The organism is Superficieibacter sp. BNK-5 (genome assembly GCF_047456055.1).
GTDB lineage: Bacteria > Pseudomonadota > Gammaproteobacteria > Enterobacterales > Enterobacteriaceae > Superficieibacter.
Window position 1 is genome coordinate 1,267,237 of record NZ_CP179893.1, and the last position, 21,298, is coordinate 1,288,534.

Below are 21,298 nucleotides of genomic sequence, written 5' to 3' on the forward strand. Positions count from 1 at the left end.
ATGACCCGGCTTATTGAGCGCACCCTGGGTACGCTTACCTTCACCGTAGCGCCTGAACTGGGCGGAGCGCTTGCCAGTCTGCGCTGGAAGGGACATGACATTCTCAGGCCGCGCGATCCTCATGGCGAACAACGCGCTAACCAGTGCGCCAGCTATCCCTTAATTCCCTGGTTTAACCGTATTGCTGATGGACGTTTCTTCTTTGCCGGAAAAGCGCGGCAGGTGGCAAAAAATTTCGGCGATCATCCTCACGCCATTCACGGTCAGGGCTGGTTATCACCCTGGTCAGTCGCAGAAGAGAGCGATTGTCGGATTGTCCTGACGCTGGATATGCCAGCGTCCCCCGGCTGGCCATGGCCGTGGCGAGGCGTTCAGACATTTGATGCCACACAAGAGCGTTTGTCAGTCACCCTTTGTTACCACAATCTTGCGGGGGAAGCCGTACCAGCAGGACTGGGATTTCATCCCTTCTTCGCTCAGGCAGATGCCTGTGAGCTATTTTTTTCAGCTCCTCGCGTATGGATCAATAACGATGAGAGTCTTCCGGTTGACGAGCTGGCGACGCCGCCCGAATGGAATTATTCGTCTTTCCGTGCGCCTGTTGCTGGTTCAGTCGACAATTGTTTTTGCGGCTGGTCTGGCGAAGCAACGGTCCGCTGGCCGCAAAAAAATATCCGCGCGACCCTGACCTGCCACGATACCGAATGCGCCGTGCTTTTTATTCCTGGCGCAGAACGCAATGTCGTTGCAATTGAACCGGTCAGCCATATTAACAATGCCATTAATTTATTTCCTTGTGGCCAGGATAAGCGTGCGATGGATATCGTCGCAGCTGGCGATTCTATATGTCTTGGCATGACGATAAGGATGTCGGACGATGAATAATCTCTCGGTATTATTTGATTATCAGGGCGAACTTCCGGAATGCCCGACCTGGGATGCTGACAGCCAGACGCTATTCTGGACAGATATTCTCCAGAAACAGATCCATAGCTTTCACTTAATCACCCGACGCCACGAAATACTTTCCTTTCCTGAGGAAGTCGGCTGTTTTGCCCTGCGCCATGATGGTGGTTTTATTGTCGCTATGCGCTCCGGTATCTGGCTAACGGATGTAGACGGGACGCTGGTGAAGAAAGTGTGCGACAACCCCAACAATCCTCAACTGGCCCGATTTAACGATGGCGGCACCGATCCACTCGGTCGCTTTTGGGCGGGAACCTACTGGGGGCCGCGTGATTATAACGGTGCACTGCTCGTCCGCGTAGACAACAACCTGAAGGTTTCAGTGGTACAAAGTGACATTCTGGGCGCTAACGGACTGGCGTTTTCTCCAGATAATCGCTGGATGTATACCAGCGATACGCCTAATTACACGATTTACAAAACGCCCCTCGACATCTGCGGCGAACCAGGACTGCGCCAGAAATGGAAGACGTTCCCTCAGGGCAACGGTCGTCCTGATGGCGCGGCAATGGATAGTGAAGGTTGCTACTGGAGCGCCTTATTCGATGGCTTTCGTATTGCCCGCTTTTCTCCCCGGGGAAAGCTACTGGAAGAACATTCGCTCCCTGTTCGTTGCCCGACGATGGTGTGTTTTGGCGGTGACGATATGAAAACATTATTCATTACCACCACCCGAGAAAATATGACGGCGGATGAGATTGCCATGCGCCCTCTGTCAGGAGCCATTTTTACGCTGCCGGTTACCGTTGCAGGGTTTTCTAAACCACGATTTAAAGAACAACCAAATAAGGATCAATAAAATGAATTATAGCCAATATGTTTCTTATCACTCCCTCAAAAATAAAATCGTTGCGATTACAGGCGGTGCCAGCGGCATCGGTGAAGAACTGGTGCGCGCCTATGTTAATCAGGGCGCAAAAGTCGCTTTTTTAGATTACGATCGGCCAGCGGGTGAAAAACTTGCCAAAGAGCTTAATTGCCGCTTTCTGTTTTGCGATGTCACCGATATTCCACAACTCAAAAACTGTTTTTTAACTATTGAGCAGGAATTAGGGGCTGTTGATATTCTTATTAATAACGCAGGAAGTGACGACCATCATAACATTGATGACTTAAGCGAAGAATATTTTAATAATCGGATTAACGTGAACTTGCGCCACCAGCTATTTGCGATTCAGGCCGTTATTCCTGGCATGACTACGAAAGGCGAAGGTAGCATTATTAATATGGGCTCAATCAACTGGATGCGTGGTCGTCCGGGGCGCGTATGTTATTCGCTATCAAAGGCGGCCATTCACGGCTTTACCCGTACACTCTGCCAGGAGCTGGGACCACGAGGTATTCGGGTTAACAGTCTGGTCCCTGGGGCAATAAAAACCGCTAAGCAAGAAGCTATGTGGGCCAAACTCGATCCGTCCGCCGTGAATCAATTTATGGATCTGCAGGCGTTAAAAGTACGGCTGGATGGAACCCATTGCGCCCGAATGGCGCTGTTCCTCGGTTCAGGGGAATCATGTGGCTGTACCGGTCAGAACTTTATTGTCGATGCCGGGCTATCGGTTAATTAAGGATGCTCCATGGAATTCTTTAATCTCTTTACGCCTGACGGCGCAGCGCTTGATACCACAGCGATGCTTATCGTCATTGCCGTTATGTTTCTCTACACCTTCGTTGGCATCTGCGCGGGATTTGGCGGCGGTCTAACGTCCATGCCGCTGATTACCATGGTATTGCCACTTAAGATGGCTGCGCCAATGTCGGTTATGGTTGGTACTGCTACCGCCCTGTACGCTACGTGGTTATCGCGCAAGGAAACGGACTGGAAATCAGCACTGGTTCTCATTCTTTTTTCGTTTGCCGGGATCCCCGTCGGCCTTTATGCGCTGTCATTTTTACCCGACCATATTATGAAAATAGGTCTGGGCGGTTTTATTATTCTGTACTCATTCTATAGCCTGTTCATACCTCGCCTGCCTATATACGATCACCGCTGGATTGCCGCACCGATGGGCGCAATTGCAGGAGCGCTTGGGGCTGCATTCTCAACGAATGGACCGCCGGTAGTAATGTACGGAATGTTACGTAACCTCGCGCCCGCCGCATTTCGCGGTACGCTAAATGCTTTTTTTACGGCGAATAACATCGCCATCATCGGTGGGCTTGCGACCAGTGGGATACTCACGATATCTACGGTAAAACTAGTGATATTTTGCGTGCCTACCATGATCTTAGGCTCCATTGTCGGGCAATATGTTCACAAGCGAATTTCCGTCAAAGTGTTTCGAATTATGGTTTTTTTACTGCTTATCGCCTCTGGTGCCATGTTGATTAAAGGGGCTACGGGAATTTCTGCCCTGAGCGCATTATTGCCGGTATTCACTATATTGATCATTATGCAATTACTATTCGGCAAGAAAGTTGCAGCTATCCGCGCAGCGGATGAAGCGGCAAGAGCACAGTAATCGACATTGTAATTATCTCAGACATAAAAAAGCCGCTGAATAATCAGCGGCTTTTATTTATCACTTTTGACGTCAGGTGACGTTAATTACGCTTCTTTCGGACCACGGTTCGCACGTTTACGATCGTTTTCCGTCAGGTGACGTTTACGAATACGTACGGAAACCGGCGTAACCTCTACCAGTTCGTCGTCATCGATGAACTCCAGAGCTTGCTCCAGGGTCATTTTCTGTGCCGGAACCAGCGTCGTGGCTTCGTCAGTACCGGAAGCACGCATGTTGGTCAGTTTCTTACCGGTCAGGCAGTTTACTGTCAGGTCGTTAGAACGGCTGTGAATGCCGATGATCTGGCCTTCATACACTTCTGCACCGTGACCCAGGAACAGCTTGCCGCGATCCTGCAAACCGAACAGCGCAAACGCAACCGCTTTACCCTGACCGTTGGAGATCAGTACGCCGTTCTGACGCTGGCCAACATCACCCGCACGAACGTCATCGTAGTGGCTGAAGGTGGAGTACAGCAGACCGGTACCGGAGGTCATGGTCATGAATTCTGAACGGAAGCCGATCAGACCACGGCTTGGGATCACGTAGTCGAGACGTACGCGGCCTTTGCCGTCTGGATTCATGTTTTTCAGGTCGCCTTTACGCTCGCCCAGTGCCTGCATGACAGAACCCTGATGCTGCTCTTCGACGTCCAGCGTTACGTTTTCGAACGGCTCTTGCTTACGGCCATCGATTTCGCGGAAGATAACTTTCGGACGGGAAACCGCCATCTCGAAACCTTCACGACGCATGTTTTCAATCAGCACAGACAAGTGCAGTTCACCACGGCCAGAAACGCGGAATGCATCAGCATCTTCGGTTTCTTCAACGCGCAGTGCCACGTTGTGCACCAGCTCTTTGTTCAGGCGGTCAAGGATCTGACGAGAGGTAACGTACTTACCTTCTTTACCGCAGAACGGAGAGGTGTTAACGCAGAAGAACATGGTAACGGTCGGTTCATCTACGGACAGCGCTGGCAGCGCTTCGACATTCTGCGGATCGCAGATGGTGTCGGAGATGTTCAGTTCGCCCAGACCGGTGATCGCGATGATGTCGCCTGCTTCTGCAACGTCGCTTTCGATACGTTCCAGACCCAGGTGGGTCAGCACTTTACCGACTTTACCGTTACGGGTTTTGCCTTCGCTATCAATGATAGTGATCTGCTGGTTCGGCTTCACTTTACCGCGCTTGATACGACCGATGCCGATTACGCCAACGTAGTTGTTGTAATCCAGCTGAGAGATCTGCATCTGCAGCGGACCATCAAGGTCAACGTTCGGTGCCGGTACGCGATCAACGATGGTCTGATACAGCGGCGTCATATCTTCAGCCATATCTTCGTGATCCAGACCGGCGATACCGTTCAGCGCTGACGCGTAAACGATAGGGAAGTCCAGCTGCTCGTCGGTGGCGTCGAGGTTAACGAACAGGTCAAATACCTGATCGACAACCCAGTCAGGACGCGCGCCCGGACGGTCAACTTTGTTGATAACAACAATAGGCTTCAGGCCATGAGCAAAGGCTTTTTTGGTCACGAAGCGCGTCTGCGGCATCGGACCATCCATTGCATCAACGACCAGCAGCACGGAGTCTACCATGGACATGACGCGCTCAACTTCACCACCGAAGTCGGCGTGCCCCGGGGTATCAACGATGTTGATACGGTAGTCATTCCATTTGATAGCGGTGTTTTTAGCGAGGATGGTAATCCCACGCTCTTTCTCCAAATCGTTGGAGTCCATCACACGCTCTTGAGTTTCGGCACGCTCACCGAAAGTACCAGATTGTTGGAGCAGCTTGTCAACCAGGGTCGTTTTACCATGGTCAACGTGAGCAATGATGGCGATGTTACGCAAATTTTCGATCACAACTTTGCCTCAGGCATTAGAAATAGCGCGTTATTGTACACGGATTAATCGCACTACAAAACAGGATCACAAAGATCCTCCGCAAACAAGTATTGCAGAGTTTGTTTGTGATCGCTTTCACGAAGCGAAATCAGGGCACCTTAACGCAAATTGCACCAATATGGTGCTTGATGTTTACATAGAAGCACTATACTGGTGCAGCGTGACGTTAATGGTGCAGCCCTTTTGCACTATGGTGCGCATGATAGCGCCTTTTTGGGGGTATTTGAAAGTTGGCACAGATTTCGCTTTATCTTTTTTAACACGATAACGCCAGACAGGCTGTTTTGAATACTTCGTTACCACGACGACAATGACCGAATCCGGGGAGAGTTAAAGTATGTCCGCTGAACACGTTTTGACGATGCTGAATGAACATGAAGTGAAGTTTGTCGATCTGCGCTTCACCGATACCAAAGGTAAAGAACAGCACGTCACGATTCCTGCGCATCAGGTTGACGCCGAATTCTTTGAAGAAGGCAAAATGTTTGATGGCTCCTCGATTGGTGGCTGGAAAGGCATTAACGAATCAGACATGGTGCTGATGCCGGATTCCTCAACCGCACTCATTGATCCGTTCTACGAAGAATCTACCCTGATTATTCGCTGCGATATCCTGGAGCCAGGCACACTACAAGGCTATGACCGCGACCCGCGTTCCATCGCGAAACGCGCTGAAGAATACCTGCGCTCTACCGGCATTGCCGATACCGTCCTGTTCGGGCCAGAACCTGAGTTCTTCCTGTTTGACGATGTACGTTTTGGCGCGTCCATTTCCGGTTCCCATGTTGCTATCGATGATATCGAAGGTGCCTGGAACTCCACTACCAAATACGAAGGCGGCAACAAAGGCCACCGTCCGGCAGTGAAAGGCGGCTATTTCCCGGTTCCGCCTGTGGATTCCTCTCAGGATATCCGCTCTACCATGTGTTTGATCATGGAAGAGATGGGTCTGGTGGTTGAAGCGCATCACCACGAAGTGGCTACCGCTGGTCAGAACGAAATCGCCACCCGTTTTAACACCATGACCAAGAAAGCGGACGAGATTCAGATCTACAAATACGTTGTGCATAACGTCGCACATCGTTTCGGTAAAACCGCGACCTTTATGCCAAAACCGATGTTCGGCGATAACGGTTCCGGTATGCACTGCCACATGTCGCTGTCCAAAAACGGCACCAACCTGTTCTCTGGCGACAAATATGCCGGTCTGTCCGAGCAGGCGCTGTTCTACATCGGTGGTGTAATTAAACACGCGAAAGCTATCAACGCCCTGTCCAACCCGACGACCAACTCCTATAAGCGTCTGGTCCCGGGCTATGAAGCACCGGTTATGCTGGCTTATTCTGCGCGTAACCGTTCAGCTTCTATCCGTATTCCGGTCGTTGCCTCTCCGAAAGCACGTCGTATCGAAGTGCGCTTCCCGGACCCGGCTGCTAACCCGTACCTGTGCTTTGCAGCCCTGCTGATGGCGGGTCTTGACGGTATTAAGAACAAGATCCACCCTGGCGAAGCCATGGACAAAAACCTGTACGACCTGCCGCCGGAAGAAGCGAAAGAGATCCCACAGGTTGCCGGCTCTCTGGAAGAAGCCCTCAACGAACTGGATCTGGACCGCGAGTTCCTGACCGCAGGTGGCGTGTTCACCGACGAAGCGATCGATGCGTATATCGCGCTGCGCCGTGAAGAAAACGACCGTGTGCGCATGACGCCGCACCCGGTAGAATTTGAGCTGTACTACAGCGTGTAATCTGACGCTTATTTGTTAGTTGCCGTGGAAATTTTTAGCCCATCTCCAGATGGGCTTTTTTCTCCACTAAAACCGCCTGTTTCATCCACTTACGCTTATACTGCACTCATTTGGTGCACACTAAGGAGACTGCTACATGGCAACCGGCGTGCTACCCGATGCTGGGCAGATCCTCAACTCATTAATTAACAGTATCCTGCTGGTCGATGACGACCTGGCGGTCCATTACGCCAATCCGGCGGCGCAGCAGCTGCTGGCGCAAAGCTCGCGTAAATTATTCGGTACACCATTGCCGGAGCTGTTGAGCTATTTCTCCCTCAATGTCGGGTTGATGCAGGAAAGTCTGCGCGCCGGGCAAGGGTTTACCGATAACGAAGTCACGCTGGTTATCGACGGGCGCTCGCATATTCTTTCGCTGACAGCCCAGCGTCTGCCGGACGGCATGATCCTGCTGGAGATGGCACCGATGGATAACCAGCGCCGTCTGAGCCAGGAGCAGCTACAGCATGCGCAGCAGGTCGCCGCCCGCGATCTGGTCCGTGGATTGGCCCATGAGATTAAAAACCCGCTGGGAGGGCTGCGCGGCGCGGCGCAATTACTGAGTAAAGCGCTGCCCGATCCGTCGCTCACGGAGTATACCAAAGTGATTATTGAGCAGGCCGACCGCCTGCGTAATCTGGTGGATCGCCTGCTGGGACCGCAGCAGCCAGGGTTACACGTCACTGAAAGTATTCACAAAGTCGCCGAGCGCGTGGTGAAGCTGGTCTCAATGGAACTGCCGGATAACGTCAAGCTGGTACGCGATTACGATCCCAGCCTGCCGGAGTTACCACACGATCCTGACCAGATAGAGCAGGTGCTACTAAACGTGGTACGCAATGCATTACAGGCGCTGGGACCAGAAGGCGGTGAAATTATCCTGCGCACGCGTACGGCTTTTCAGTTGACGCTACACGGCGTGCGCTACCGTCTTGCCGCGCGGATTGATATTGAGGATAACGGTCCCGGCATTCCTTCGCATCTTCAGGACACGCTGTTTTATCCGATGGTCAGCGGGCGCGAAGGGGGAACGGGGCTGGGTTTATCCATCGCCCGTAGTCTGATCGACCAGCATTGTGGAAAAATTGAATTTACCAGTTGGCCGGGTCATACCGAGTTTTCGGTGTTCCTGCCCATCAAAAAATAGAGGCGTGAGTTTATGCAACGAGGGATAGTCTGGGTAGTCGATGACGATAGCTCCATCCGTTGGGTGCTTGAACGCGCGCTGACCGGTGCCGGATTGAGCTGCATCACGTATGAAAGCGGCAGCGAAGTGCTGGATGCGCTGGCCACTAAAACGCCGGACGTCCTGCTTTCCGACATCCGCATGCCGGGCATGGACGGCCTGGCGCTGTTAAAACAAATTAAACAGCGCCACCCGATGCTTCCGGTCATCATAATGACAGCGCATTCCGATCTGGACGCCGCGGTGAGCGCCTACCAGCAGGGCGCGTTTGATTACCTGCCCAAACCCTTTGATATTGACGAAGCGGTGGCGCTGGTCGAGCGCGCTATCAGCCATTATCAGGAACAACAGCAGCCGCGTAACGTGCAGGTGAACGGCCCGACGACCGATATTATCGGCGAAGCGCCGGCGATGCAGGATGTGTTTCGTATTATCGGCCGCCTTTCCCGGTCATCAATAAGCGTGCTGATTAACGGCGAATCGGGGACCGGGAAAGAGCTGGTAGCACATGCCCTGCATCGCCATAGTCCGAGGGCAAAAGCGCCGTTTATCGCGCTGAATATGGCGGCGATCCCGAAAGATTTGATCGAGTCCGAACTGTTCGGGCATGAAAAAGGCGCGTTTACCGGCGCGAATACCATTCGTCAGGGGCGCTTTGAACAGGCGGACGGCGGGACGCTGTTTCTTGATGAAATCGGCGACATGCCGCTGGACGTGCAGACCCGACTGTTACGTGTGCTGGCGGACGGTCAGTTTTACCGGGTCGGCGGCTACGCGCCGGTCAAAGTGGACGTGCGGATTATCGCGGCTACCCATCAGAATCTGGAGCTGCGCGTGCAGGAGGGGAAATTTCGTGAGGACCTGTTTCACCGTCTGAACGTGATCCGCGTGCATCTGCCGCCGCTACGCGAGCGGCGGGAAGATATTCCACGTCTGGCGCGTCACTTCCTTCAGGTCGCCGCGCGCGAACTGGGGGTTGAGACCAAACAGCTTCACCCGGAAACGGAAGCCGCGCTTACGCGGCTGGCCTGGCAGGGTAACGTGCGCCAGCTGGAGAATACCTGTCGCTGGCTGACGGTCATGGCCGCCGGGCAGGAGGTGCTGATTCAGGATCTACCGGGTGAACTCTTTGAAACCAGCGTTCCGGATAGCCCGTCGCAAACGCATCCGGATAGCTGGGCAACCTTGCTGGCGCAGTGGGCCGATCGCGCCCTGCGTTCCGGGCATCAGGACCTGCTCTCCGAAGCGCAGCCTGAACTGGAGCGCACGCTGTTAACTACCGCGCTGCGCCATACGCAGGGGCATAAACAGGAAGCGGCGCGGCTGCTCGGCTGGGGACGGAATACCCTGACCCGCAAGCTGAAAGAGCTGGGCATGGAATAGCGGCCCGGCGTTGTGTAAAAATGGATCATATAGCGCAAATTGCTGCATTTTTGTACTTTACTGTGTCGATGAGTTGAGTATGATCTGACCCGGTAACACGGGAGAGCCATCATGCTGGAATCATTAATTCATATTGTGTCGGGCAGCGTCGAAGCTGGCGCAGCGGCAAGCCATTCGCCCCAAACGGCGATTGCGGCGGTACTGTGCGCGGCGCTGGTGAATTTCTTAAGTTAATTTCCGAACGCCTTCCTCTTTGCTTTTGAGGAAGGCGTCAGATTGCTGGCAAGCGTCATACCGTGAATCATGCCTGGCGGCGCTGCGCTTGCACAGGCCCACGAATTGCTGAGGACTCCTCCTCGCCCTTCTCTCTGTCTCTCCGCGCAAAATCAATAACGCAAATCATTCTTACTCATATTGGTAATTGCGAAAATTTTTGCGTCTGGTCAAACAACAAATCAATTACTGAACGGATCGTTTACTAATTATTTTTTGCGCGATAACGTTACCGCCATGAGCCGTTTTCCTGTCGGAAATCGCTCAGCCCTAACACAAGGAGTACAAGGTAATGTTGGATTCAGAACAGCTTAATCAGGGATCTCTCCCCCTCAGTTTTCAATATGGTAAAGCGCCCGAAGAGGTGACAGACCGCGAAATTAAAGTCACCGGTTCCGCACACGCGAAAAAGTTACTCGACGATTATTACGAAGCGAAAGTGTCGCTGGATACCGAGTTTACGTACTGGTACACGCAGAAATGGATCGAGGCAGAAGGCCATCATCCGATGCTGCGCCGCTCAATGGCGCTGAAGTGCGGCTTTGAACACCTCACGCCGATGATCACCCGCGGTGAACTACTGGCGATGCAGAAAACCCGCTACGTGCGCGGTGCCTATATTATGCCGTGGACCTCCAACCGCTACCCGCTCAACAGCGCGGAGCAGATGGAGACCGAATCCGCGAAGGCGGCGACGAAAAGTCTGGAAGAGGTAACCATCGTGGCGGAAGGCGGCGGCAACGTCACCGAAAGCGTGGGCAACGTGCTGTCGATTTCCAGACGCTTTGGCGTGCGCCGCGAAGAATATCCGGTCATCGTTGAACTGTGCCGCTACTGGAAAAACAAATCCGTTGAGGACTCATCGTTTATGTGGGCGGCGATGCACCCGCGTTTCGGGCAGTACCTCAATATGAAAAAAGCGGTACTGATGTGTTCCGATCTTGAGAACTCGGTGCGTCATGGCCGTAACGTGGTCAACTTCCAGTATCCGCTACAGTGTGGCTTTAAGGGCATGCTGGAAAAATGCCGTCGCAAGATCGCCGAAAACACCGGCGGTTCGCCGGACAGCCTCGCCTTCTGGCAAGGCACGATTCTGGTGATTGAAGGCGTGCAGGCATGGATTGCCAGTTACGCCAAAGAAGCGCAGCGCATGGCGGCGATTGAACAGGATGCTACGGTACGCCAGGAGCTGACCGATATGGCCGGGCGGCTGGCGTGGATCGTTGAGAATCCACCGCGCACCTTCCTTGAAGCCACCCAACTGATGTGGACCTGCCATATCGCGGTGCTAAACGAAATTCAGGGTTCCGGGATCTCGCCGGGGCGTATCGGCCAGGTGCTCTACCCCTTCTGGGAGAAAGACATTAAAGAGGGCCGCATCACCCGCGAAGAGACGCTGGAAATCCTCGAATGTATGCGCGTCAAATTCACCGGTATCGACCTGGCAATGGCGGTCGGCACCATCGGCCTGTTGGCAGGCAGCACCTTTAACAACGTCGGCATTGGCGGCCTGAAGCCGAACGGCGCTTCCGCAGAGAACGAGCTTGAAGAGCTAATTATGGAAGCGGCGATGCGCTGCTCCACCCCGCAGCCAACGCTGTCCATGCTTTACGATAGCAAACTCAGCGACAAATTCGTGCTGAAGGCGGTCGAGTGTAATAAGACCGGCTCCGGCTTCCCGGCGTGGGTGAATAACCGCGTCGCCATTGAATATCTGATGAAAACCTTCGGCGAGGAAAAAATTTCCCTCGAGGATGCGCGTTCCTGGACCATTGGCGGCTGCCTGGAAATTCAGCCCGGCGCATTAGTTAATGGCGAACTCGGCGCAGGCTCTTACAGCTCCACCGGCGTCGGCTTTATCAACATGCCGAAAATCCTCGAACTGGTGCTGTGGGACGGCGTCGATCCGCGCACCGGAACCCGTGTATTTGAGGCTCACGGTCTGCCGCTGGACAGCTTTGAGCAGGTGATGCGCCAGTTTAAGCATTATTTTCGCGAAGTGGTGGTGCTGTTTGAAGAGATGTTTAATATCAAGTCAGCCTCCACCTGGGATGTGGACAACCCGATTTTCTACTCCGCTTTAATGGCCGATTGTATTGAGTCCGGCCTGGATATCGACCGTGGCGGCAGCCGCTATAACCGCTGCTTTACCACCTGGATCTCCGGCCAGGTCAATCTGACCAACTCGCTGGCCTCCATTAAGCGCAACATTTTCGACGAGGGGAAATTTACGCTGGGCGATCTGAAAACCGCGCTGGAGCATAACTTTGGCTATCAGAGCGTGGCGGAAACCGGCAACTATTCGATGTTCGATCAAAAACGCGTCAGCAATGAATGGGCGCGTATTCACTCTCTGTGCATGAGTGCGCCGAAGTTCGGTAATGATGAGCCTTATGTCGATGATATCTATAAAGACATCGTGGAATATTTCCGCGATATCGTGCCGGAAGTGAACGATATCTTTGGCCGTCCTTGGGTGCCATGTATGTTGTCCGTCACCACCCACGGCCCGCTGGGGCAAGCCTGTGTCGCCTCGCCGGACGGTCGTCTGACCGGCCTGACGCTGGCCGACGGTGCGCAGTCGCCCTATCCGGGCACCGACGTGAGCGGTCCGTATGCCGTCTTTAACTCGGCGACCTGCATCGATCACTCCGACTTTATGAATACCCAGCTGAATACCAAGATCCATCCATCGGCGATTAAAGGCGTGCAGGGGTCGAAAAAACTTCAGGAACTGATCCGCGCTTATATGGACAAGGGTGGCTATCACATCCAGTTCAATATCGTCGATTCGCGGATGCTGAAAGACGCTCAGGAAAACCCCGGTAACTATCGCGATCTGATGGTGCGCGTCGCCGGCTTTACGCAGTACTGGGTTGAGTTATCGAAACCTATTCAGGATGAAATCATTTCCCGCACCGAGTATGAGGAAATTTAAATGACCATGGAATATACCTGCAACGACTGCCAGAAATGCGCGCCGTTTGATGTATTTAAAGGCACCTGCGAACACTCTCAGCAGCGCATTCTGCTGGATTCACCAGTGAAAAGCTGTCAGGCCTTTGTGCGCAAAAACCAGTGCAAGTTCTGCCAGAGCTACTGCGTGAAGGCCGGAACGGAATTCGTCGGCCAGTGCCATGAGAAAATGGTCTACCCGACGATGAACGCCTGCGAGAAATTCCAGCCGCTGAGCTAAACCCTGTGCGGGGCCGAAAACGGCCCCGCTTGCCACGGACGACCACAGCCATGAAAACCAATGAAGACGTCGCGCTAATTTTTGATATTCAGGGTTTTTCCGTTCACGATGGTCCGGGCGGAAGGACGCTGATTTTTTTCAAAGGCTGCCCGCTGAGCTGTACCTGGTGCAGCAATCCGGAGGGAGAGTGCCGCAACCGGGAGGTGATGTTCCGCGAGGATAGCTGTCAGCGCTGCTATAACTGCGTGGAACAGTGTCCGGAACAGGCCATCTCTATTACGCAGGACGGCGCGATTGCCTTCGATCGCGCGCGCTGCCAGCAGTGTGAATCGCTCCGTTGCGTGGAGTATTGCTATGACTCGGCGCTGGGTATCGCCGGGAAGTATTACACTCAGCAAGCGCTGATGCGCAAGATAGAACGCGACCGGCGCTTCTGGGGCAGCGGCGGCGGCATTACCCTCGGCGGCGGCGAAATGATGAGCCAGTATAAATTTGCCGCCCGCTTTCTTGAACAGTGCCACCGTAACTACATCCACACGGCCATAGAGACCTCCGGCTACGCGTCGTGGAGCCATTATCAGGAGGTGCTTAAACACACCGACTGGGTCTTTGTCGATATCAAACATATGGACGATGCCCGCCATCGTGAAGGCACCGGCGTATCCAATGCGCTGATCCTCGAAAATATCGTGAAGATGGCACAGCATCGCGACACGTTTCGCCTGATCCCACGCGTGCCGGTCATTCCTGGCTTTAACGACGATGACCAGAACATGCAGGCCACCGCGCGTTTTCTGCAACAGGCTGGCCTGACGGAAGTGAATTTATTACCGTTTCATCGCCTGGGCGCATCAAAATATACCCAGTTAAGCCGTCAGTATGACTTTGCGCACACCGGGTCGCTCACCCAGAATGCGCTGCTGGCGATGAAAGCGCATTTCGAGGCACAGGCGATCCGTTGCTACGTAGGCAGCGATACTCCTTTCTGATCCCCTCCCGCTTTCTTATACTCACTGGCAAAACGAAAGCGGGGAAAATGACGTGCAGATAAAACGAGGCCGCAGGCGGGACGACAGCGTGCGGATTTCCATTCTCACCGCGATGCTGACGCTGGTTGAAGACGGCGTCAGCTTCGCCCGCATCAATGTTGAGCAGCTGGCCCGCCAGGCGGGCGTCAGCAAGACCACCATCTACAAATGGTGGCCGGGCAAAGAGGCGATTTTCTGCGAGGCCTTTCTGCGTCACGCCAGCGAAGCGCTTCCGGTGCTGGAATACGATGCCGGGAACCAGCGCGACTTTTACGCGCAGTTTATTGCCCGCGTTATTGAGATGCGTAAATTTCACCGCACCGCCGTCGCCAGAGTGATGATTGGCCTGGCGCTGGAACATCCCGACATTGCCAGTCAGCTAAACGAAAAACACCAGCAGCCACGCTATCAGGCGATGCGCACTATTTTTGAAAGCTGGTTTCTGGAACACGCGACGAAAGAGGACATCGCCTTTTTTCTGGAGATGAGTTTTTCGCTTATCTACAATTTTTCCGCCGCCAGAAGCGATGAAGACATCGTGGCGTTAGTTCGTCGATTGTTCCGCACCGTTTTCCCTGACTATGCGGAACTCGATTTAAATTACCCGTGAGAATTGCTGCATGCGTGCTTTCTGGCGCAGATAAGCGTCAAAGCACATGCAGATATTGCGGATCAGCAAGCGGCCCTTAGCGGTGACCTGAATGGCATTTTCGTTTACGTCCACCAGCCCGTCTTTCGCCAGCGGGGCCAGCAGCTTAAGGTCTTCGGCAAAGTAGTCGTTAAAGTCGAGATCCCACTGGGCTTCGACGGCTTGCGTATCGAGGCGGAAATTACAGATCAGCGCTTTAATCACATCGCGGCGGATGCAATCATCACGCGTTAAGGCAATGCCGCGCCACAGCGCATCGCCCTGTTCATCGACCTGCTGATAATAGCGCTTCAGCTCTTTCTGGTTCTGCGCATAGCAGTCGCCGATCATGCTGATGGCCGAAACGCCCATCCCCAGCAAATCGGTATCGCCCTGGGTGGTATAGCCCTGAAAGTTACGATGCAGAATGCCCTCACGCTGGGCGACCGCCAGCTCGTTATCGGGACGGGCAAAGTGATCCATGCCAATAAACTGGTAGCCGTCAGCGGTCAGCGAGGCGATGGTTTCCTGCAAAATATCCAGCTTCTGCTGCGCTGTCGGCAGGTCGGCATCTTTGATTTTGCGCTGGGCAGCAAACAGGGTCGGCAGATGGGCATAGTTAAATACGCTAAGCCGATCAGGATTAAGTTCCGCCACGCGTTTAAGCGTAAAAGCGAAGCTCTCCGGCGTTTGCTTCGGCAGGCCGTAGATTAAGTCGATATTCGTCGAGGTAAAACCGATATCCCGCGCATGGTTGAGCAGCGCAAAGATAAAATCTTCATCCTGCTCGCGATTAACCAGCCGCTGAACCTCTTTGTTGAAGTCCTGCACGCCCATGCTCAGACGATTAAAGCCTTCGGCGCGTAAATGATCGAGCACATCCAGCGCTATTTCACGCGGATCGACTTCGATCGAGATTTCCGCGTCGTCATTGAAGGCGAAATTCGCGCGCAATAGCGTCATCAGGCGGCTGATTTGCGCTTTATTCAGGTAAGTTGGCGTGCCGCCGCCCCAGTGCAACTGGCTAACCTGCCGGTCAGCAAACCGCGGCGCGCGATGGAGAATTTCCTGTTCCAGCGCGTCGAGGTACTGATCGGCTTTATGCTGCTGGCGGGTGACGATTTTGTTGCAGCCGCAGAAATAGCAGAGCTTATGGCAAAAGGGGATATGGACATAGAGCGACAGCGGCCGCTCAGGATAGCGCGCCACGGCGCTGAGAAACTCCGCTTCGCCGAAGTCTTCGGAAAACTCCAGCGCGGTGGGATAAGAGGTATAACGCGGCCCGGAATAGTTATATTTTTGGATCAGGGCCAGATCCCAGTCGATTAACTGCTCAGACATGCTCACTCCTTCCGATGATGCCGACGGCGGGTACGGTATACCGGCCGGACACCGTTTTTCGTTACCAGCCGGTTGCGCAGCCAACGTTGACGCCGCGACAACCGCTGTAGTTTAACGAATAACCACCCCAGATAACATATAACCGGAAGGAGTAGAAGCAGGACGGGCAGCCCGGCCTGGTGCAAACGTTACTTTCCGCCTTTCAGCAGGCGCATCATATCTTCCTGCTTTTCTTCCTCGTCCTCATCCTCTTCATCATCATCGTAAGAGAGGCCGAGTTTCTGCATCAGTTCGTCAATACGGTCCAGTTTGGCATCGACCCAGGATTGCTCTTCAGCAGTCAGGGTTTCACCCTCTTCCAGACGTTCCAGCAGCGCGTCCAGGCGCTCATCGTTCTCCAGCATATCCAGCTCATCCTGCGGTGAAAGCATAGGTTTCTCGCTCTTTGGTTTGTGCTGCCTGGTGACTGGCGCGTCGGTAACGCCCAGTGGAATCGGTGTTTTACTGCCAATACGCGGATCTTTTTGCTGTTTCTGGCCTTTGCCGCCGGAGGCGCTTTCACTGCCGGTTGCGCGGCTGCCCGCCGAGTGACCGCGGTGCTTTTTCTTGCGCTTGAGCGCGCGCGCTTCCTGATTCAACTCTTCACGCGTTTTGCGGCGGACTTTACTGCGCGGTGCCGATGCTGGTTTTTTCATAATCTGAGATCTTTAAGCCATTTTCTTTAGTATAGAATTGAGGCGGAATCTAACAGAAAGCAAGCAAAGAAAAAAGGCGACAGATTACTCTGTCGCCTTTTTTCCTGACTCACACCCTCAGCGGGCTTTACATTCCCTGTTTGCTTACAACTAACCCTGTTTTTCCCTTAGCATGGAACAATCCTTGTTGCAGTTCCCTTTCCTTGTAAAACGTCTCCGGACGTCTGTCTTCCTGACAATCCTGCGTCTTCGCCTCCTGGCGCTCCTGACCCTCATCCTGAGTCATCAATCCTGCTGGCGTCCTCGCCTGTGAGTCACACTTTACCGTACTGTGATGGGTATACAAGGTACAGCGAGACGTGAGAAAGGGTAATCGGAAAAAACTTAAAAACTAACCCTATGATTTGTAGCGATAAAAAAATTTAGCTTAGGGAAACGCGCCAGCAATCTCCCATAAGGATTATGGTCAATGTCTCACAAAGCGTATGGCTTTTGCTTACATGGCCACTACCCAGCCGAAAAAACAGTCTTTTTCCGTTGATCGGGTATAATCGCCGCCAACGCCTGAATTAACGGAGAAGGCCATTTTGACAAGTTTTAATTATCAACAAACGCACTTTGTCACCAGTGCACCGGATATTCGCCATCTTCCCGGCGATATCGGCATAGAAGTGGCTTTCGCTGGCCGCTCCAACGCGGGCAAATCGAGCGCCCTGAATACGCTGACCAACCAGAAAAACCTCGCGCGAACCTCCAAGACGCCGGGTCGCACCCAGCTCATTAACCTGTTCGAAGTGGCCGAGGGCAAACGTCTGGTTGACCTTCCGGGCTACGGTTATGCCGAAGTGCCGGAAGAGATGAAAATTAAGTGGCAGCGCGCGCTCGGTGAATATCTGGAAAAACGCCAGTGTTTGCAGGGCGTGGTGATCCTGATGGATATCCGTCATCCGCTTAAAGATCTCGATCAGCAGATGATTCAGTGGGCCGTGGAGAGTAATATTCAGGTGCTGGTGCTGTTAACCAAGGCGGACAAACTGGCCAGCGGCGCGCGCAAAGCGCAGCTCAATATGGTTCGCGAAGCGGTGCTGGCCTTTAACGGCGATGTGCAGGTTGAAGCGTTTTCGTCGCTGAAGAAACTGGGCGTGGATAAACTGCGGCAGAAGCTGGATAGCTGGTTTAGCGACCTTCCTCCTGTCACTGAAGAAGAAGACGCTGAATAAACAGGCGCGGCATAGTCCGCGTTTTTTTGTTTCGCCCAATAAAAAACGCCCCGATCATTACTGACCGGGGCGGCTAAAATATTCAGCCAAATCCGATTACGTGAAGTAAAAGGTCTGAAAGATAGAACATCTTACCTCTGTACCCTACGCGAATAACTCTACTCTTTTTTTAGCCACCTGCGAAGCCCTTTTTGTAATTTTTTTTCATTCTTTACATACCGAATTCTAATGTTCATCACAAAATGCGATAAGTTATGTTGCTTACTTACAAGAAAGCGCTTATTGCAGCCAAATCTTAGTGAGCCTGATCCCAGTTTTCACCGCTATCCACTTCCACCAGTAACGGCACGTCAAGCTGGGTACAGTTTTCCATTAGCTCGTGGATTTTCTTCGACACGGTTGCAACGTCATCTTTATGCACTTCAAATACCAGTTCATCGTGTACCTGCATGATCATCCGCACGCGCGGTTTTTCCGTTTCCAGCCAGTCATCGACCGCAATCATCGCGCGTTTGATAATGTCCGCCGCGGTACCCTGCATCGGCGCGTTGATGGCCGCACGCTCTGCGCCTGCCCGCCGTGCCGCGTTGCTGGATTTGATGTCCGGCAGGTAGAGACGGCGACCGTCCAGCGTTTCGACGTAGCCTTTCTCTTTCGCCTGCGCACGGGTTCGCTCCATGTACTCCAGTACGCCAGGGTAGCGCTCGAAGTAGAGGTCCATATACTTCTGCGACTCTTTACGCGGAATGTTGAGCTGGCGCGACAGGCCGAAGGCGCTCATCCCGTAAATCAGGCCGAAGTTAATCGCTTTCGCGCTGCGGCGCTGCTCATTTGTCACGTGATCCAGCGGCAGGCCAAACACTTCCGCCGCCGTGGCGCGGTGAATGTCTTTCCCCTCGGCAAACGCCGTCAGCAGTCCCTTATCACGCGACAGGTGCGCCATGATGCGCAACTCGATTTGCGAGTAGTCGGCGGAGACGATGACGTAATCCTCCGGCGCGATAAAAGCCTGACGGATACGGCGGCCTTCATCATTACGCACCGGAATATTTTGCAGGTTAGGATCGGTTGAAGAAAGCCGCCCGGTGGCCGTCACCGCCTGGTGATAGGAGGTGTGAACGCGACCGGTTTTCGGGTTAATCATCAGCGGCAGCTTATCGGTGTAGGTCGATTTCAGCTTCGCCAGGCCGCGATATTCCAGGATGACTTTCGGCAGCGGATAATCCAGCGCCAGCTCTTCCAGCACCTCTTCCGAAGTGGACGGCGCGCCGCCCGGCGTTTTCTTCAGTGGCTTAATGCCCTGCTTCTCAAACAGGATCGTTTGCAGCTGTTTCGTCGAGGAGAGGTTAAACGGCTCGCCCGCGATGTCGTGCGCCTTCTGCTCAAGTTCGGTCAGGCGTAGCGCAATTTCACCGGAGTGTTTATGCAATACCGCCGGATCGATTTTGACGCCGTTGCGCTCAATACGGGAAATGACCGGCACCAGCGGCATTTCAATGTTCTGGAAGATATTGAGCGGGCCAGCGTGCTGTTGCAGTTCCGGCCACATTTTTAGGTGCAGTTGCAGCGTGACGTCGGCATCTTCCGCCGCATAATGCCCGGCCTCTTCCAGCGCGATCTGGTTGAAAGTGAGTTGATTCTTCCCTTTCCCGGCAATTTCCTCAAAGGAGACGGTCTTATGCTTCAGCCAGCGATCGGACAGAGAATCCATATCATGACGGCCCACCACGCTGTCCAGCGTGTAGGATTCCAGCATGGTATCAAAGGCGATGCCGCGCAGCTCGATGCCGTAATTCTGCAAAATACCGCGATCGAACTTCAGGTTTTGCCCCACTTTCAAAAGCGTTTCATCTTCCAGCAGCGGCTTGAGCAATTCGAGCGCCCGCTCGCGGGAAATTTGATCCGGTGCGTCAAGGTAGTCATGCGCGACGGGGATATAGGCGGCAACACCCGGCTCAGTGGCGAAAGAGATGCCGACCAGGTTCGCGCTGATATTATCCAGGCTGTCAGTTTCGGTATCGAACGCAAATACCGGGGTCTTCTTCAGCGTGGCAATCCAGCTTTGCAGCGTTTCTTCATCAAGAATCGTGACGTAATGTTCCGATGACAGGGTGGCGACCGTCGGGGTTACGTCCGCCTCCACCACCAGCGTCTCCTGAGGTTTTGCCGCCGTTTTCGCCCCTTTCGCCTGTAGCCATTTGCCCGCTTCAACGTCGGTAAACCAGCGCTTAAATTCGTATTTTTTGAATAGCGCCAGCAACTCTTCCACCGCAGGCTGCTGTACTTCAAGCTGATCGCAAGTCAGCTCCAGCTCGACATCCGTTTTGATGGTTGCCAGTTGATAGGAGAGGTAAGCCACCTCTTTATTTTGCTCCAGCTTCGCGGCCATGGTTTTCGCGCCGCGGAAGGAGAGTCCGGCAATTTTTTCCGGCTCGGCGTAAAGCGTATCAAGGCCACCCAGCCCCTGTAACAATGCCTGCGCGGTTTTCTCTCCGACACCTGGCACGCCTGGGATGTTATCTGACGAATCGCCCATCAGGGCGAGAAAATCAATGATCAGTTCTGGCGGCACGCCGTATTTGGTCGCGACTTCTTCCGGCCCGAGGATAGTATTGGTCATGGTGTTGATGAGCGTGATATTTGGCGTCACCAGCTGCGCCATGTCTTTATCGCCGGTGCTGATTAATACCGGACGTCCCGCTTTATCCGCTTCACGCGCCAGCGTACCGATAACGTCATCCGCCTCGACGCCGGACACCGCCATTAGCGGCAGGCCCATCGCTTTCACCATCGCATGCAGCGGTTCGATCTGCGCACGCAGATCGTCCGGCATCGGCGGACGGTGGGATTTGTAATGCTCAAACAGCTCGTCGCGGAAGGTTTTACCTTTAGCGTCAAAGACCACAACCGCATGGGTAGGCTGATACTGCATGATCAGACTACGCAGCATGTTGAGCACGCCGTACATTGCGCCTGTTGGTTCTCCGGCACTATTGGTCAGAGGAGGAAACGCATGATAGGCCCGGTAAAGGTAAGAGGAGCCATCAACCAGGATGAGTGGGTTTTCTGAGATCTGAACCATAATTTCCATGCCTGTTTATCAGTTTATGGTTAAAGGATGCCACAGACCGGATAAAAACTTGAATTTTTCCCTTAAATTGATCGAAAAGAATCTCCGATCC

At 53.5% G+C, this 21,298-nt stretch carries 17 protein-coding genes and 1 pseudogene; 13 read left to right on the top strand and 5 right to left on the bottom strand.

Translation table 11 applies throughout. The features are described from left to right. Genes ACMGGS_RS06095 through ACMGGS_RS06110 form a run of 4 tightly spaced genes read left to right on the top strand, consistent with a single transcriptional unit; the run spans position 1 to position 3,428 of the window. The gene (locus tag ACMGGS_RS06095) at positions 1-885 is read left to right on the top strand and encodes an aldose 1-epimerase (protein ID WP_414165420.1); all 885 of its coding nucleotides are present in this window, start codon (positions 1-3) and stop codon (positions 883-885) included. Continuing rightward, a complete protein-coding gene (locus ACMGGS_RS06100; RefSeq protein ID WP_414165421.1) occupies positions 878-1,765 on the top strand; it encodes an SMP-30/gluconolactonase/LRE family protein in 888 nt (295 codons plus the stop codon). The genes ACMGGS_RS06095 and ACMGGS_RS06100 overlap by 8 nt, the downstream gene beginning before the upstream one ends. Beyond that, the gene (locus ACMGGS_RS06105; protein WP_414165422.1) at positions 1,713-2,534 is read left to right on the top strand and encodes an SDR family NAD(P)-dependent oxidoreductase; all 822 of its coding nucleotides are present in this window, start codon (positions 1,713-1,715) and stop codon (positions 2,532-2,534) included. The genes ACMGGS_RS06100 and ACMGGS_RS06105 overlap by 53 nt, the downstream gene beginning before the upstream one ends. A 9-nt stretch (positions 2,535-2,543) precedes the next feature. Further along, positions 2,544-3,428, top strand: coding sequence for a sulfite exporter TauE/SafE family protein (locus tag ACMGGS_RS06110; protein WP_414165423.1), 885 nt, complete (start codon positions 2,544-2,546; stop codon positions 3,426-3,428). Positions 3,429-3,514: 86 nt separating this feature from the next. Here the strand turns inward: ACMGGS_RS06110 and typA are convergent, their stop codons facing one another. Then, positions 3,515-5,338, bottom strand: coding sequence for a ribosome-dependent GTPase TypA (gene typA / locus ACMGGS_RS06115; RefSeq protein ID WP_103676764.1), 1,824 nt, complete (start codon positions 5,336-5,338; stop codon positions 3,515-3,517). Positions 5,339-5,717: 379 nt separating this feature from the next. Here typA and glnA point away from each other — a divergent pair, with 379 nt between their 5' ends. From glnA to ACMGGS_RS06155, 8 genes are all read left to right on the top strand, one after another. Beyond that, positions 5,718-7,127, top strand: coding sequence for a glutamate--ammonia ligase (gene glnA, locus ACMGGS_RS06120; protein WP_176919584.1), 1,410 nt, complete (start codon positions 5,718-5,720; stop codon positions 7,125-7,127). Positions 7,128-7,263: 136 nt separating this feature from the next. Further along, positions 7,264-8,313, top strand: a complete 1,050-nt coding sequence (gene glnL, locus ACMGGS_RS06125; RefSeq protein WP_414165424.1) for a nitrogen regulation protein NR(II) — start codon at positions 7,264-7,266, stop codon at positions 8,311-8,313. Between the two features lie 12 nt (positions 8,314-8,325). After that, positions 8,326-9,735, top strand: a complete 1,410-nt coding sequence (glnG, locus tag ACMGGS_RS06130) for a nitrogen regulation protein NR(I) (RefSeq protein WP_176919582.1) — start codon at positions 8,326-8,328, stop codon at positions 9,733-9,735. Positions 9,736-9,846: 111 nt separating this feature from the next. Further along, positions 9,847-9,969 carry a YshB family small membrane protein gene (locus ACMGGS_RS06135; RefSeq protein ID WP_139156240.1) on the top strand — a complete coding sequence of 41 codons (123 nt, stop codon included), beginning with the start codon at positions 9,847-9,849 and terminating at the stop codon, positions 9,967-9,969. A gap of 331 nt (positions 9,970-10,300) precedes the next feature. After that, complete coding sequence (locus tag ACMGGS_RS06140) at positions 10,301-12,946, top strand: pyruvate formate lyase family protein (protein WP_414165425.1); 2,646 nt, start codon at positions 10,301-10,303, stop codon at positions 12,944-12,946. Further along, positions 12,947-13,204, top strand: a complete 258-nt coding sequence (locus ACMGGS_RS06145) for a hypothetical protein (protein ID WP_194208524.1) — start codon at positions 12,947-12,949, stop codon at positions 13,202-13,204. A gap of 50 nt (positions 13,205-13,254) precedes the next feature. Beyond that, positions 13,255-14,193, top strand: a complete 939-nt coding sequence (locus ACMGGS_RS06150; RefSeq protein WP_414165426.1) for a glycyl-radical enzyme activating protein — start codon at positions 13,255-13,257, stop codon at positions 14,191-14,193. 52 nt (positions 14,194-14,245) lie between these two features. Next, entirely contained in the window at positions 14,246-14,842 is a 597-nt protein-coding gene (locus tag ACMGGS_RS06155) for a TetR/AcrR family transcriptional regulator (protein ID WP_414165427.1), read from the top strand. Here the strand turns inward: ACMGGS_RS06155 and hemN are convergent. The 3 genes and pseudogenes from hemN to ACMGGS_RS06170 form a co-directional block, all read right to left on the bottom strand. Beyond that, entirely contained in the window at positions 14,828-16,201 is a 1,374-nt protein-coding gene (gene hemN / locus ACMGGS_RS06160) for an oxygen-independent coproporphyrinogen III oxidase (RefSeq protein WP_414165428.1), read from the bottom strand. The two genes, ACMGGS_RS06155 and hemN, sit on opposite strands and share 15 nt — an antisense overlap. Before the next feature lie 188 nt (positions 16,202-16,389). Beyond that, on the bottom strand, positions 16,390-16,896 hold the full coding sequence (gene yihI / locus ACMGGS_RS06165; RefSeq protein WP_414165429.1) for a Der GTPase-activating protein YihI: 507 nt from the start codon (positions 16,894-16,896) through the stop codon (positions 16,390-16,392). Between the two features lie 150 nt (positions 16,897-17,046). After that, positions 17,047-17,182, bottom strand: a pseudogene (locus ACMGGS_RS06170) (hypothetical protein). 301 nt (positions 17,183-17,483) lie between these two features. Here ACMGGS_RS06170 and yihA point away from each other — a divergent pair. Then, the gene (yihA, locus tag ACMGGS_RS06175; RefSeq protein ID WP_414165430.1) at positions 17,484-18,116 is read left to right on the top strand and encodes a ribosome biogenesis GTP-binding protein YihA/YsxC; all 633 of its coding nucleotides are present in this window, start codon (positions 17,484-17,486) and stop codon (positions 18,114-18,116) included. Positions 18,117-18,411: 295 nt separating this feature from the next. On the opposite strand, the gene polA is transcribed toward yihA, so the two are convergent. After that, complete coding sequence (polA, locus tag ACMGGS_RS06180) at positions 18,412-21,198, bottom strand: DNA polymerase I (RefSeq protein ID WP_414165431.1); 2,787 nt, start codon at positions 21,196-21,198, stop codon at positions 18,412-18,414. Positions 21,199-21,298: the final 100 nt, after the last annotated feature.

Coding starts and splice junctions, on each gene's coding strand:
- ACMGGS_RS06140 (WP_414165425.1), top strand. CDS start 10,301: ATGTTGGATTCAGAACAGCTTAATCAGGGATCTCTCCCCCTCAGTTTT.
- hemN (WP_414165428.1), bottom strand. CDS start 16,201: ATGTCTGAGCAGTTAATCGACTGGGATCTGGCCCTGATCCAAAAATAT.
- ACMGGS_RS06095 (WP_414165420.1), top strand. CDS start 1: ATGACCCGGCTTATTGAGCGCACCCTGGGTACGCTTACCTTCACCGTA.
- yihI (WP_414165429.1), bottom strand. CDS start 16,896: ATGAAAAAACCAGCATCGGCACCGCGCAGTAAAGTCCGCCGCAAAACG.
- polA (WP_414165431.1), bottom strand. CDS start 21,198: ATGGTTCAGATCTCAGAAAACCCACTCATCCTGGTTGATGGCTCCTCT.
- ACMGGS_RS06110 (WP_414165423.1), top strand. CDS start 2,544: ATGGAATTCTTTAATCTCTTTACGCCTGACGGCGCAGCGCTTGATACC.
- ACMGGS_RS06100 (WP_414165421.1), top strand. CDS start 878: ATGAATAATCTCTCGGTATTATTTGATTATCAGGGCGAACTTCCGGAA.
- glnL (WP_414165424.1), top strand. CDS start 7,264: ATGGCAACCGGCGTGCTACCCGATGCTGGGCAGATCCTCAACTCATTA.
- ACMGGS_RS06135 (WP_139156240.1), top strand. CDS start 9,847: ATGCTGGAATCATTAATTCATATTGTGTCGGGCAGCGTCGAAGCTGGC.
- glnG (WP_176919582.1), top strand. CDS start 8,326: ATGCAACGAGGGATAGTCTGGGTAGTCGATGACGATAGCTCCATCCGT.
- ACMGGS_RS06145 (WP_194208524.1), top strand. CDS start 12,947: ATGACCATGGAATATACCTGCAACGACTGCCAGAAATGCGCGCCGTTT.
- glnA (WP_176919584.1), top strand. CDS start 5,718: ATGTCCGCTGAACACGTTTTGACGATGCTGAATGAACATGAAGTGAAG.
- ACMGGS_RS06150 (WP_414165426.1), top strand. CDS start 13,255: ATGAAAACCAATGAAGACGTCGCGCTAATTTTTGATATTCAGGGTTTT.